The sequence below is a fragment of the Serratia sp. CY33802 genome, assembly GCF_052169095.1.
In the GTDB taxonomy this organism is placed as follows: domain Bacteria; phylum Pseudomonadota; class Gammaproteobacteria; order Enterobacterales; family Enterobacteriaceae; genus Serratia; species Serratia bockelmannii.
Window position 1 is genome coordinate 104,195 of record NZ_JBJNLL010000008.1, and the last position, 13,987, is coordinate 118,181.

Annotated in this window: 11 protein-coding genes; 5 read left to right on the top strand and 6 right to left on the bottom strand. The window is 59.1% G+C overall.

Going from position 1 to position 13,987, the window contains the following annotated elements:
- The first annotated feature begins 73 nt into the window (after window positions 1–73).
- Window positions 74–1,078 carry a class 1 fructose-bisphosphatase gene (fbp, locus tag ACJ8HA_RS20390; RefSeq protein WP_004933587.1) on the top strand — a complete coding sequence of 335 codons (1,005 nt, stop codon included), beginning with the start codon at window positions 74–76 and terminating at the stop codon, window positions 1,076–1,078.
- A gap of 45 nt (window positions 1,079–1,123) precedes the next feature.
- On the opposite strand, the gene ACJ8HA_RS20395 is transcribed toward fbp, so the two are convergent.
- Complete coding sequence (locus ACJ8HA_RS20395) at window positions 1,124–2,677, bottom strand: methyl-accepting chemotaxis protein (protein ID WP_089181570.1); 1,554 nt, start codon at window positions 2,675–2,677, stop codon at window positions 1,124–1,126.
- A gap of 261 nt (window positions 2,678–2,938) precedes the next feature.
- Here ACJ8HA_RS20395 and ppa point away from each other — a divergent pair, with 261 nt between their 5' ends.
- Window positions 2,939–3,469, top strand: a complete 531-nt coding sequence (ppa, locus tag ACJ8HA_RS20400; RefSeq protein WP_004933594.1) for an inorganic diphosphatase — start codon at window positions 2,939–2,941, stop codon at window positions 3,467–3,469.
- A 53-nt stretch (window positions 3,470–3,522) separates the two neighbouring features.
- On the opposite strand, the gene ACJ8HA_RS20405 is transcribed toward ppa, so the two are convergent.
- Genes ACJ8HA_RS20405 through tamA form a run of 3 tightly spaced genes read right to left on the bottom strand, consistent with a single transcriptional unit; the run spans window position 3,523 to window position 9,406 of the window.
- Window positions 3,523–3,870, bottom strand: a complete 348-nt coding sequence (locus tag ACJ8HA_RS20405; RefSeq protein WP_025159589.1) for a gamma-glutamylcyclotransferase family protein — start codon at window positions 3,868–3,870, stop codon at window positions 3,523–3,525.
- 2 nt (window positions 3,871–3,872) lie between these two features.
- On the bottom strand, window positions 3,873–7,691 hold the full coding sequence (gene tamB, locus ACJ8HA_RS20410; RefSeq protein ID WP_439056324.1) for an autotransporter assembly complex protein TamB: 3,819 nt from the start codon (window positions 7,689–7,691) through the stop codon (window positions 3,873–3,875).
- Window positions 7,688–9,406 (bottom strand): autotransporter assembly complex protein TamA, encoded by a 1,719-nt coding sequence (gene tamA / locus ACJ8HA_RS20415; RefSeq protein WP_169540592.1) that lies wholly within the window; start codon window positions 9,404–9,406, stop codon window positions 7,688–7,690. The genes tamB and tamA overlap by 4 nt, the downstream gene beginning before the upstream one ends.
- Before the next feature lie 304 nt (window positions 9,407–9,710).
- Between tamA and msrA the strand changes: the two genes are divergently transcribed.
- Window positions 9,711–10,352, top strand: coding sequence for a peptide-methionine (S)-S-oxide reductase MsrA (gene msrA / locus ACJ8HA_RS20420; RefSeq protein WP_043139288.1), 642 nt, complete (start codon window positions 9,711–9,713; stop codon window positions 10,350–10,352).
- A gap of 180 nt (window positions 10,353–10,532) precedes the next feature.
- A complete protein-coding gene (locus tag ACJ8HA_RS20425; protein WP_004933603.1) occupies window positions 10,533–11,864 on the top strand; it encodes a hemolysin family protein in 1,332 nt (443 codons plus the stop codon).
- 69 nt (window positions 11,865–11,933) lie between these two features.
- Here ACJ8HA_RS20425 and ACJ8HA_RS20430 read toward each other — a convergent pair whose 3' ends face one another.
- Window positions 11,934–12,140: a DUF1107 domain-containing protein gene (locus tag ACJ8HA_RS20430; protein WP_004933604.1), complete on the bottom strand. Its 207-nt coding sequence runs from the start codon at window positions 12,138–12,140 to the stop codon at window positions 11,934–11,936.
- 330 nt (window positions 12,141–12,470) lie between these two features.
- On the opposite strand from ACJ8HA_RS20430, the gene ACJ8HA_RS20435 reads away from it, so the two are divergent.
- Entirely contained in the window at window positions 12,471–13,028 is a 558-nt protein-coding gene (locus ACJ8HA_RS20435) for a YtfJ family protein (protein WP_025305036.1), read from the top strand.
- 1 nt (window position 13,029) lies between these two features.
- Here ACJ8HA_RS20435 and cysQ read toward each other — a convergent pair whose 3' ends face one another.
- Window positions 13,030–13,770, bottom strand: coding sequence for a 3'(2'),5'-bisphosphate nucleotidase CysQ (gene cysQ / locus ACJ8HA_RS20440; protein ID WP_004933611.1), 741 nt, complete (start codon window positions 13,768–13,770; stop codon window positions 13,030–13,032).
- Window positions 13,771–13,987 lie beyond the last annotated feature (217 nt).

A 13,987-nucleotide genomic window follows, 5' to 3' on the forward strand; every position in this document is an offset into this window, starting at 1 on the left:
GCTACACTGCTCGCGAAAACGTTGGCGGTTTGTTAACAGGCCGCTATCCATCCGTAGATTCAGGGATTGTGTCATGAAAACGTTAGGCGAATTTATCGTCGAGAAACAGCACGACTTCTCGCACGCCACCGGCGAGCTGACCGCGTTACTTTCTGCCATTAAACTGGGCGCCAAAATCATCCACCGCGACATCAACAAGGCTGGCCTGGTTGATATTCTGGGGACCAGCGGGGTGTCCAACGTACAGGGCGAAGTTCAGATGAAACTGGACCTGTACGCGAACGAAAAACTGAAAGCGGCGTTGAAAGCGCGTGGTGAAGTTGCGGGTATCGCTTCCGAAGAAGAAGATGAAATCGTGATATTCGACGGCGAGCGTGCTGAAAATGCCAAGTATGTCGTATTGATGGATCCGTTGGACGGTTCGTCCAACATCGATGTCAACGTCTCGGTCGGTACGATTTTCTCTATCTACCGTCGCATCACGCCGGTCGGCACGCCGGTGACCGAAGAAGACTTCCTGCAGCCGGGCAGCGCCCAGGTCGCAGCGGGTTATGTGGTTTACGGTTCGTCCACCATGCTGGTGTACACCACTGGTTACGGTGTCCACGCCTTTACTTACGACCCGTCTCTGGGCGTGTTCTGCCTCTCCCACGAGAAAGTACGCTTCCCGGCGAGCGGCAACATGTATTCCATCAACGAAGGCAACTACATCAAGTTCCCTCTCGGCGTGAAGAAATACATCAAGTACTGCCAAGAGCAGGATGAAGCGACGCAGCGCCCTTACACCTCGCGCTACATCGGTTCTCTGGTGGCGGACTTCCACCGCAACCTGCTGAAAGGCGGCATCTACATCTACCCAAGCACCGCCAGCCATCCGCAAGGCAAGCTGCGCCTGCTGTACGAATGCAACCCGATGGCGTTCCTGGCCGAACAGGCCGGCGGTAAAGCCAGCGACGGCAAAAACCGCATTCTGGACATCACGCCGGTGAAACTGCACCAGCGCGCGCCATTCTTCGTCGGCACCAAGTCGATGGTAGAAGACGCAGAACGCTTCATCGCCGAAAACCCGGACGAGTAACGCGTTTCTGGCAAGGGTTCGGCACCGCGCCGAACCCTTATCGCCTTACAGCTTGAACGCCGCCATGCTCTGCGCCAGCAGCTGAGCCTGATCTTCCAGCGAGCGCGTTGCCGCCGCCGACTCTTCCACCAGCGCCGCATTCTGCTGCGCCACCTGATCCATCTGCGCCACCGCCAGGTTTACCTGTTCGATACCGCTGCTTTGTTCGCGCGTCGCCGCCGAGATCTCACGCATCAACGCCGTCACCCGGCCCACTTCACCGGTGATGCCGCTCATGGTCTGCGCGGCCGACGCCACCATCTGTTCGCCTTCCTGCACCCTGTTCTGCGACGCTTCAATCAGCCCTTTAATCTCTTTCGCCGACTGGGCGCTACGCTGCGCCAGACTGCGCACTTCACCGGCCACCACCGCGAAACCGCGGCCTTGCTCGCCGGCACGCGCCGCTTCCACCGCCGCGTTCAGCGCCAGGATATTGGTCTGGAAGGCGATGCCGTCCATCACGCTGATGATGTCGGCGATGCGGCGCGAACTGTCGGTGATCGCCTGCATCTTGCTCATCACCTGGCTGACCACGTCACTGCCCTGGTTGGCGATATCGGACACGCTCAGCGCCAGTTGGTTGGCCTGCTCGCAGTTCTCGGCGTTCATTTTCACCGTCGAAGTCAGCTGTTCCATGCTGGCGGCGGTCTCTTCCAGCGAAGCGGCCGACTCTTCGGTACGCTGCGCCAGATGCAGGTTACCGGCCGCCAGTTCGCGTGAACCGGTGTCGATCTGGCTGCTGGCATCGCGCACTTTGCTGACCGAACTGGCCAACGCCTGCTGCATACGCTGCATCGCCCGCACCAAGCGGCCCATCTCGGTATCACCCTCACCGCGGATCTCATGGGTCAGATCGCCGCCGGCGATGTGTTCCAACTGCGCGATGGACTCGTCCAACGGGCGCAAAATGATCACGCGCAGCGCGAACCAGGCCAGCACCGCCAGCAGCACGCTGAGCAGGCCCGCCACCACGATCAGCGAAATCTTGGTGCTGGCGTTGTTTTCCGCGTCATACACCTGCTTTTCGCCGAGCTTCATGGCAAAGCTGCGGAAATCGCTGAGATCCTTTTCAAACGCGATGCTCAGCGCAGAGATGCGGGTCTCCTGAATATGGTAATACTCATCGATTTTGCCGGCCTTGATGGCGGCAGCCATCGGCTTCACGCCCTGCTCGAGGTAGGCGCGATAGCTGTTTTGCAGACGATTGGAGAGTTCGCGGCCGCGATCGGTCACGGTGCCGACGCCGACAAAGCGCGCCATTTCCTTGTTTGACTGATCGAGGTAACCGTAGATGCGGCCCACGGTGGCGTCGGACACATCGATCTGGCCGATCTCCCGTTGGCGCACCGCCAACGAAGCGGCGGTTCGGGCGCGCAGCGTCAGGTTGGAGCTGTTGGCCAGCGAGCCCAGCTCTTCACCGAGGATCTGGTTCAAGGTATGGATCGATCGCGATCCTTCGTTAATCGCGTTGACGCCAATAACGCTGACCATGATCAGCAACATGGTCATCAGGCTCAGCAGGGCGATCAGCCCAGCCTTCACCGTAATCTTTTTTAGCATGAGTTCTTCCCGGCTTCAGAAATTGTGAGATCAGACGTAGTAGGGGTGGCAAAACGCGGAGCCAGCTTTGCTAGCTCATTATTGTTTGTTGAAGTTATCGGCAGGCGAAGGCAAAACTTCATGCCGCGGCGGGATTAATCTGGAAATTATCCCTGCGCCGGCACACTGGGTTTTCGACGATGAAAAGGGCAGGAAATCGCAAAAGAGTCCGCTATAATAGCCGCCACTCCATTTCTGGTTTGATGATTAAAGGAAACCGACATGAGCTTGAATCTGGTCCCTGCTGGCAAAGACCTGCCGGAAGACATCTACGTAGTAATCGAAATCCCGGCCAACGCCGATCCAATCAAATACGAAATCGACAAAGAAACCGGCGCGCTGTTCGTTGACCGTTTCATGTCCACCGCGATGTTCTACCCGTGCAACTACGGCTACATCAACCACACCCTGTCTCTGGACGGTGACCCGGTTGACGTACTGGTCCCAACCCCATACCCGCTGCAGCCGGGCTCCGTGATCCGCTGCCGTCCGGTTGGCGTACTGAAGATGACCGACGAAGCCGGTGAAGACGCCAAGCTGGTTGCGGTACCACACAGCAAGCTGACCAAAGAGTACGATCACGTGAAAGACGTGAACGACCTGCCGGAACTGCTGAAAGCCCAGATCGCTCACTTCTTCGAGCACTACAAAGATCTGGAAAAAGGCAAATGGGTGAAAGTGGAAGGCTGGGCAGACGCTGCCGCGGCTAAAGCGGAAATCATCGCCTCCTTCGAACGCGCTGCCAAGAAGTAATTCCAGCCGCCGTCCGATGAAAAAACACCGCTCATTGAGCGGTGTTTTTTTTCTTACTGTTCTTCGAGACGCTTCAGCCAGTCACCGCTGGTAATTCGCGGGTAACCGTCCACGCTGTGTTTGTACAGGTAGATCCACGCACTCCCATAAGGCGTCTGAATCAGCTCGCGCTTATAGTCCTTGGTGTTGCTTTTCAGTTCGTCCAGCTCTGCCAGAATCGATGAGTTAATACGATACACCTCGCAATGTATCGTGCCCTCTCCAGGGATCGCCGCCGGGTAATGGCCCAGATTATAAATCTGATAGCCTTCGAGCTCGTGCTCGCCGAGCCATTGGGCGTTGGTCATCCAATGGCTGTTTCCCTGTTTGCGCCGTAAACTGCCGTAGACAATTATTCGCATCGCTAAAACTCAAACTGATAGAGCAAATCTAATGCCTGGTCGAGACCAGACACCGCTTCAAGATACAACTTAGGCATCAGGCGATAACGCAACGTCAGCGTGGCCAGCGAGTCGAAAATGCCCACCCCATATTTTACTTGTAAGCCTGGGAGGACATAGCCGCTCACGACAACCTGGGAATTGTCGCCAACCCCTTGAGTGTCCAGAGCCAAATTACTCACGCCGAATGCCTCGCCGATTTTACCCACAAGTTGACCACTTTGTGCAACCCCCATGCCGATTAACATCGACGTCATGGCGTTGCCGTCGGCGCCGGAGCTGCTCAAGCCCTGGCCGCGCAGCAGATAAGACAAGGCTTCCTGTTGCGATTTGGCCGGATCGGAGAACACTTCCAGCTTCGGTGCATCCGCCAGGCCGGTCACGCGCACGCCGGCAGTCACGTCGTCCTCGGTGGATTCCGGGTTGCGGATCGCTTCAATATTGAGCAGCGGCTGATCCGGCGGGCCGGAGAACATCAGCTGCCCTTTACGCACGATCAAATCCTGACCATAAGCATGGAAGCGACCGGAAGGGATGTCAATCTGGCCGTTGAGGCCCAGCCCTTTCTTGTCCTGTACCACTTTCAAATCGCCCTTCAAGCGGGCTTTCAGGCCGAAGGCGTCCAGCCGCACGTCATTGCCGACGTGGATCATCAGGTTGCTGTTGATCGGGATCGAAGCGGTCTTCGGCTGAATCGGCTTCAGCTGATCGTCCAGCATCACCTCGTCGGAAGAGACGCCCACCGCGCTTTCCGGCAGCTCCTGCACCGTAATGCGCGCCCAAGGGATATCGACCTTGCCGTTGAGCGAGAACAGCTGCGGCGTGGCTTCGAACACCAGATCCGGCGACACGTCGATGCGGATCATCGGCGGCACCGTCACCCGTAGCTTGTCGCCCTTGGCGGCAATGCGCGCACGCCAGGCGTTGATGTCACGCCAGTCGGCATCGCCCGCCAGATTCAGCTGGCCGCGGGTGGTGCTGAGCAGCCCCTCCAGCGTCGAGGTCATGCCGTTGAAATTCACCGCCAGCCGCGCGTCGGTCATATCGAACGGCATCCAGTGCCCCTGCACCTTCGCCCGATCCAACGCCAGACGCCCGAACACCAGCGGCTTCTGCGCGCTGCCGCCCAGACGCAGGTTGGCATTCAGCATGCCCGCTGCACTTTCGCCCTTCATCAGCGCCGGGTTGATCAGCGCCAGCGAGATGTTGGTGATATTGACGTTGCCGCTGATGGTGCGCCGCACCTGCGGATCCACCACCTGGATATTGCCGTCAAACTGGCCGTTGTTGGTCAGTTTGATCCGCCAGTCGGCCTGCGCGCGGCCGTTGTTCAGGCCAGCGTTGAGGGTCAGCGTATCGAAAGCGATAGGCAGCGCGTTGCCCTGCACCTGCTGTACCACCTTGACGCCGTTGCCGGCCAGCGTGACTTTCGCCTCCGGCAGCGCGCCGCCTGGTTTCCAGCTGACGTCGGCCCGGCCGGTGAACACGCCGCTCAGGGCGGTTTCCGGGCCGAGAAACGGCTTGATCATCGCCAGGTCGAACCGATTGAGCACCACGCTAGCCTGGCCGCTCTGGCCGGCTTCAATGGTCTTCGGCACGCACAGCTCGGCGTTCGGGTTCTGCCAACAGTGCGGCCCGATGCTGATTTTCTGCGCGGTGTTCAGGTAATCCAGCGCGATGGCGCGCGTCAGGCGCCACTCCCCTACCGGCGTATCGAAGCGGGTATTGTTCAAATTGCCGCGCCAGCGCTGCTGCTGACGATCGAAGCTGCCCTGCAGCGCCAGCTGGCCGGAGACCGGTTTGCCGTCGATCTTCAACTGCAGCTGATGCTGCTTCTCGCTGCCTTTGGCGTCGAGGGTCAGCAGACTGACTTCCAGCGCGTCCTGCTTCAGCTGCTCGACGCGTACCGCCAACTGCCCCTGGATCTGATCCGTGGAGCGCACGTCGCCGTCTATTTTCACGCGGTTGATACGCAGCGCCTGCCACTGCAAGCCGGAGGCGGTCAAATCCGCCAGCAGTTGCGGCGCCTGCAGATTGCCGCGCAGTTTCAACAGCCCTTTGGCGGTGCCGCCCAGGCCCGGCAGCGCGCCGTCCAGACGCGGCGCGTCGATGTTGGCGTCCAGGTTCCAGCTTTTCTCATCCAGCTGCCCTTTGACGTTCAGCTGGTTGCGCCCCAGCGTCAGATCGATGCCGGGGATTTTCCACTGCCCGGCGGCGTTGCCGCTCAGCGTACCGCGCGCCGTGACCTTGTTCTGCTTCACGTTGCCGTCCAGCTGCAGCACCGGCACCTGCAGCTGCCAGCTGCCGCCGTGCAGGCTGCCGCGCGTGGTGATCTTGCCATCCAGCTTCGCCGGCCATTCCGGCCACTGCTTAGCGGTATTGATGCCGCTCAGCGTCAATTGCGAGTTCCAGCTGATGGCCTTGCTCCAGTCCACCAGCGCAGTGAGATCGGTATTGCCCTGCAGCGCCGCCAGCCGCAGGCGCTCCAGCTTGAACTGCTCAACGTTGCCTTTGCCGTCCAGCGTCAGCACCGCCGGCGGCAAATCCTGGCCTTTCAGATTGGCGCGTGTCGATAGCGCGTAATCGGTCGCCTTGCCGTTAAAGCGCAGGCGAAAATCGTTGACCTGGTACTGCGCCTCGCCGCTCAGCGGCCATTTCAGCTGTTTGCTCTGCAACGTCAGCGCCAGCGGCAGGCCGGCTTCGGCCAGCCGGGTTTGCACATCGAGCTGGGCGCCGACCGGGCCGGACAGGTTCAGCGCGACCTTCAGCTCATCACGCAACCCGCCACCGATGTTCAGCTTCACCTTCTCGCCCTTCAGCGGTTCGATGTTCAGCGCGCTGTTGGCGGTCAGGGCCACCGGCCAGTCGCCGGTCAGGGTCGCCTGCCCCTGCACCGACAGCGTGCCCTGCGGCGACTTCACGTCGAAGTTGTCCAGTTGGATATGCTGATCCTGCGTGCTGGCCTGCAGCAACAGACTCGTGATCAGCACGTCGGTATCGCCGGTCAAGCGCAGCTGTTCGCCGCTGATCTCTTTGACGGTGATATCCAGCGGCAGGCGGATGTCCGGCAGATCCGGCAACAGCGGTTTGGCGAACAGTTCCTTCAGCGTTTCGCCAAGCGGCTTCTCTTCCGGCTGCGGCGCCGGTTTCGCCGCGTCGGTAACCTGTTCACCGACCTTTTTCGCTACCTCAACCGCCGGTTGCACCGCTTCCGGCAACGGATTTTGCGGCGTTTTCGGCAAGGCGATCAGCAACGAGCCGATCTTGGTTGGCATCAGCGTCAGCGCGCGCTCTTGCCACTGTGCGCCGGTGCGGAACTCGGCCAGAGAAATGGCGGTGTCGTCGACGGTGACCTTGATGTTGTTCAGCGCCAACAGGCGCAGGGTGATCGGATAAGGGGTGCTGAGATTGGTGGTCGGCTCACTGCTCTCCTCCACCGGCGTGGAGGGCGCCATCTCTTTGGTGTTCACCGCCACGTCCACGTCCTGAGCGGTCAAGGCGTTGACGCACAGCGAGCTGCGTTTAAAGCAGGAGAGATCGAGGGACAGATGGAATTGCCCAGTGTTGACCGTCACGCCCGGCATCTGATACTTCACGCCCTTCAGCGTCAGATCGCGCCAGCCGCCGCTGACGCCGGCGATCTCCAGCCCCGGCACCCAACGCGCCGCGCCGTTGATGACCATATGCAAACCGGTGGTAGTGCCCACCAGAAAGGCCAGCCCGCCGATCAGCAACAGCAGGACGACCAGAAATCCGAGACAAATCTTTTTAACCAGGCTCATAGTTCAGGCCCCAAACCGATGTAGAACTGCATCCCGTGAGTGTCCTTGTCTCCCACGGGCGCGGCGATATCCAACTTCACCGGCCCCACCGGCGACTGCCAGCGCACGCCGACACCGGCGCCGGTCTTGAAGTTGCTTTTCTTGATATCGTTCACCGCTTCACCGGAATCGACGAACATCGCCCCCCACCATTTGCCGGTCACGTTGTATTGATACTCCAGCGAGCCGGTCAGCATTTTGGAGGCGCCGGTCAGCTTGCCATCGTCACCGCGCGGCGAAATGTCTTTGTACTTGTAGCCGCGAATGCTGCGGTCACCGCCGGCGAAGAAGCGCAAATCCGGCGGCACCTTGTCGAAGTCGTTGGTTTCTATCCATCCCACCTGCCCGCGCGCCACGAAACGATGCTTGTCGGCGAGCGTGCGGATCCAGACGTTTTGCGCCTGCATCAGCGCGAAGTCCACGCCGGAGCCCCAGGTGGTGTCGGACACGTCGATGGAGTAGCGTTGGCTGTCGCCCCAGGTTGGCATCAGGCCACCGCGTGAGCGGGTGCGGTTGAAGCTGACGCCGGGGTACAACAGCATGGTAGTGTTGCTGACGTTGCCCTGGGTAAAGTTATCCCAGCGCCAGGTCAGGTTGATCGCCCGCTGCCAGCCGCTGGAGAGATCCCAGTTGCGCGAGGCCACCACTTTGGAGGTCACGGATTTGGTGTCGTTAAGATCGACGTTCTTGAGCCCGCCCTGCAGCAGGTAATACTGCTCCAGCGGATTCTTCAGCAGCGGGATCTTATAGGTCAGATCCAGCTGCTGCTCCGGCGCCGACACGCTGGCGCTGGTTTCCAGGCTGTGGCCGCGATCGTTGAGCCAGGGCTTTTTCCAGGTGCCTTTCACCCGCGGGCCGACGTCGGTGGAGTAACCGATACCGGTTTCGATGGTATTGCGCGTACGCGGCGTTACCAGCGCGTCCAACGGCAAAATCTTGTTCTCTTTGGCATCGTTGAAATCAGGGGACACCACCACCGAGTTGAACCAGTTGGTAGCGGACAAACGGCGGTTCAGCTCGGCCAAATCCTCCGAACTGTAGTAATCCCCCTGATGAAAGGGCACCAGATTTTGCAGATAGTCTTCGCGGATTTGCGAACCGGTGAATTTCACCTTGCCGAAGCGGTAACGTTCGCCGCTGTTGAAATCGATGTCCCAAAACGCCTTGTGCAGATCTTCGGCCACGCCGAGCTGGCTTTTGGTCATGTCGGCGTCGAAATAGCCTTTGCGCAGCGCCAGGCCGGTGAGCGAGCCTTTGAAACTGTCATACTTGCCGTGGTTGAGGATCTCGCCGATGGTCGGCCGCCCCTTCTTTACCAGCGTCAGGTAGTCTTCATCGGTCTTCGCGCCGCCCTCCAGCACGATATTGGCGCCGGCGATACGCACCGGCTCGCCCGGATTGACCTTGGCATGCAGCACCGGGCGCGACATTCCCGGTCGGTCGTCCAGCGTAAACTCGATGGTCGGCTGGTAATAGCCGAGCGCGCGCAGCCCCTGGCGCACCGCCTCATCCACCCGCGCGCGGAAGCGGCCGTCGGTGCCGACCTCTTCAGGCGTGATCGACGACAGCCGCACTCGGACGTTTTTTTCCAACTCTCCGCTTAACCCCTCCACCTGCAGCCGCACGTTCGCCGCATAGGCCGCAGGTGCCGCAAGCAACACAGATATCAAGCACATGACCGGGTACTTTGGCACGTGTTCTCCTTATTGATTTTACTTTCCTGTTATGGTGTTTGCTCCGGGGCCAGGGCAGACTCCGCGCTATCATGACGGCAGCCCTCTTCAACCTTATTCCGGACGCCGCCCGCCGCGCTTTGCCACCGCCGCGCAACAGGCGAATTCTTCACTTTTGGCGCTCAAAATACTGCGTTAAGCTTATACAAAATCCAACTTGCCACTTATTGTGGGCAAAGACGCGGTGAGATACAACCGAACCGCCGCCATGTAGGGTCAATTCTTACTGTGACAACAGGAGTCAACCGTGGTGCCATTTTTTGATAAATCACAAACCGTCGATAAGGCAAGCGCGCTGCCTGGCCGCACCACGCCAATGCCTGTCGCAACGCTCAACGTGGTCACCGAACACTCGATGACCCAGGTGCCGGCAGGCATGGAAGTGGCGATCTTCGCCATGGGCTGTTTCTGGGGCGTTGAGCGTCTGTTCTGGCAGCAGCCGGGCGTCTACAGCACCGCCGCCGGCTACAGCGGCGGCTATACGCCGAACCCGACCTACCGCGAAGTGTGCAGCGGCCAGACCGGCCACGCCGAAGTGGTGCGCGTGGTGTTCGATCCGCAGGTCGTCAGCTACAAACAGCTGCTGCAGGTATTCTGGGAAAATCACGATCCGGCGCAGGGCATGCGCCAGGGCGGCGACGTCGGCACTCAGTACCGCTCGGCGATTTATACGCTGAGCCCAGAGCAGCAGGCCGAGGCGGAAAGCAGCCTGCAACGCTTCCAGCAGGCGATGGACGCGGCGGGCGACAAGCGCGTCATCACCACCGAGATCGCGCCGGCGCTGCCGTTCTATTATGCGGAAGACGATCATCAGCAGTACCTGTTCAAAAACCCGGAAGGCTACTGCGGGCTGGGCGGCATCGGCGTTTGCCTGCCGCCGCAGGGCTGATCCGATGCCAGCCGGCGGCACTTTTTTAACCGCTGGCGGCCCCTGTGGGGCAACTGCTATACTATGCGGGCCGCTTCTGCGGCCCGATAGCTTCCCTTCTGGTTGTTATCGCTGCTTTTTTTACTATGTACTACCCTTCCTCAAGAGCGCCGTCATCCCGTCGGCACGTATGGATAGATTATGTTAAACAGTATTTTACTGATTCTTTTTCTGATCGCGGTGAGTGCGTTCTTCTCACTGTCGGAAATCTCTCTGGCCGCCTCGCGCAAGATCAAACTGAAGCTGATGGCCGACGAAGGTAACGTCAACGCCGCCAGAGTGCTCAAGCTGCAAGAAACCCCAGGCATCTTCTTCACCGTGGTGCAGATCGGCCTGAACGCCGTGGCCATCCTCGGCGGTATCGTCGGCGACGCGGCTTTCTCTCCCACCTTCAAGGTGTTGTTCGATCGCTTCCTGTCGCCTGAACTGGCAGAACAGGTCAGCTTCATCTGCTCCTTCGTGCTGGTGACCAGCCTGTTTATCCTGTTCGCCGATTTGACCCCGAAGCGCATCGGTATGATTGCACCAGAGACGGTCGCCGTCCGGATCATCAACCCGATGCGTTTCTCCATCATGATCTTCCGCCCGCTGGTGTGGTTCTTCAACGGCATGGCCAACCTGATCTTCCGCATGTTCAAGCTGCCGATGGTGCGTAAGGACGATATCACCTCCGATGACATCTACGCGGTGGTGGAAGCCGGCGCCCTGGCGGGCGTGCTGCGCAAGCAGGAGCACGAGCTGATTGAAAACGTGTTCGAGCTGGAATCGCGCACCGTGCCGTCTTCGATGACCTCACGCGAAAGCGTGGTGTACTTCGATCTGCGCGAAAGCGAAGAGAGCATCAAGGAGAAGGTCTCGACCCATCCGCACTCCAAGTTCCTGGTGTGCGACGGCCATATCGATCAGGTGGTGGGTTACGTCGATTCCAAAGACCTGCTGAACCGCGTGCTGGGCAACCAGAGCCTGGTGCTGAGCAGCGGCGTGCAGATCCGCTCGGCGCTGATCGTGCCGGATACGCTGACGCTGTCCGAAGCGCTGGAAAGCTTCAAAACCGCCGGCGAAGACTTCGCGGTGATCCTCAATGAATATGCGTTGGTGGTGGGCATCATCACCCTTAACGACGTGATGACCACGCTGATGGGCGATCTGGTCGGCCAGGGCCAGGAAGAACAGATCGTGGCGCGCGACGAAAGCTCATGGTTGATTGAAGGCGGCACGCCGATCGACGACGTGATGCGCGTGCTGGACATCGACGAATTCCCGCAGGCGGGCAACTACGAGACCATCGGCGGCTTTATGATGTATATGCTGCGCAAGATCCCGAAACGCACCGACTTCGTCAAATACGCCGGCTACAAGTTCGAGGTGGTGGATATCGACAGCTACAAGATAGACCAGCTGCTGGTCACCCGGCTGAGCGACAAACCGGCGGCGGTGCTGCCGAAAGCGCCAGACGACACCCCGGCGGCCTGACGGCGCGAAGGACAGAAACATCAGCGGCCCCATCGGGGCCGCATTTTTTTACCGCTGTCAGCGAGGTGTTCACCCCATCTCGGTCTGCAACAGCAGCACCTGACGGTTCACTTCAGACATCACGCTGAAATGGCGCTTGTCGCGAATCTTCGGCGGCAGGATTTTCCCTTCGTCGAATTCAAATGCGCCTACGTCCTTGATATACAGCCTTCCACGAAACAGGGTCTTAACGTACTTTGCCACTTTCAAAGGGTTATAACGCTGGAAGATTCTCATTCTTTTACGCTCCTCCCGTTGATCCATGCGCTCAGCGAGCCGCCAAAGGTGGCAGCCTCGAAATTCAGAACGCAACTTGATTGCATGTAGTAGACCCAGTAAAGACCAGAACGTTCACTTCTGCCTGGTTATCTACGCTGGATTTACACTTTTTGACAGAATTGTATATGATAATTTATAACGTTTTCAGGATATCCCTTCAAAATCTGATGATTAGCGAACCAAGGGAAAATCTGCGATCCGGTTAACAGGACAGACCTCTTATCACATCCTATGCTTTAGGCTGTCGAAGTGCTGTCGCACAAATTCCCCCCATTACAAGGAGAAAGCATGAAAACAAGTCGCATGCTGATGGTATCCCTGCTGCTCGCCCCGCTTTTCGCTTCCGCGCACAACTTCCAGCTCCAGCAGCGCGTAGCGCCGGTTGGCGTCAGCGACAAAGGAGAGCTCAACTACGCTGACGGTAATTTTAGCTACCAAAACTGGAACAGCGCGCAGCTCAGTGGAAAAGTGCGAGTGATACAACATATTGCCGGCCGCAGCTCCGCCAAAGACATGAACGACCCACTGATTGAAGCGATCAAGAAAGCGAAGCTACCACACGATCGTTACCAAACGACGACAATCGTCAACACCGACGATGCCCTGATGGGCACCGCGATGTTCGTGCGCAGCAGCATTGAAGACAGCAAGAAGGAGTTCCCGTGGTCGCAGTTTATCGTCGACAGCGACGGCAACGTGCGCAAGGCCTGGGATTTGCAGCCGAAAGGCTCAGCCATCGTGGTGCTGGATAAGCAAGGGCGCATTCAGTTTGCTAAAGACGGCGCGCTGACGCCGGAAGAGGTGCAGCAGGTGATATCCAAACTGCACCAGCTGTTGGCGAACTAACTCAGAACAGCGACACCCGGAAGCCGGGGTTGAGGAAAGATTCACGCGGGGTATAGAGCAACGGCTTGCCCTGCCAATCGTGAATTTGCGCCCCGGCAGCCACCGCCACCGCATGCCCTGCGGCGGTATCCCAAATGTTGGTCGGCCCAAAGCGCGGATAAAGCTGCGCCTTGCCTTCCGCCACCAGGCAAAACTTCAGCGAGGAACCGACGGACACGGTCTGGTGCTCGCCCAGTTGCTGAAGGTAATCTTTCAGCTCGTCGTCGATATGCGAGCGGCTCACCACCACCAGCGGCGGATGCGCGTTGCTGACGCCGATCGCCTGCCGCACGCCCTTCTCTTCTTTCCAGGCCTTGCCGCGCTCCGCCAGATACAACACGTCGATCGCTGGGGCATACACCACGCCCATCACCGCCTGCCCGTCTTCAATCAGGGCGATATTGACCGTGAACTCGCCGTTGCGGTGCAAAAACTCTTTGGTGCCGTCCAACGGATCGACCAACCAGTAGCGCGTCCAGCTGCGGCGCTCTTCCCACGCCGGCGGATCCTCTTCCGACAGCAGCGGCACCTCCGGCGTCAGGGCCGCCAGGCCGCGCTTGATGATGTGATGCGCCGCCAGATCGGCCGCCGTCACCGGTGAGTCATCTTTTTTCTGTGCGACATCAAGCGGTTGTTCACCGTCGTACACCGCCATGATCGCCGCCCCCGCCTCGCGGGACAGTTGGCAAATTCGCTCTAACATCATGCACCTCAACTCTGCATCTCCGTGGGAAATTTCCCTCTGTCTCTGCTAGCAGACTAGTTTTTTTTACGCCGAATATCCATCTCAACCGGCTAAGCCACGGGAAATCCTCAGATCTTGTTGGGCACAACTGTGAACTTCCCCGCGTTACCTGCTCCCGTTTTCTGCCACACTTCACAGTTTGCTGTGGCAAGCAGTGTTAATTACATTTCCCTCT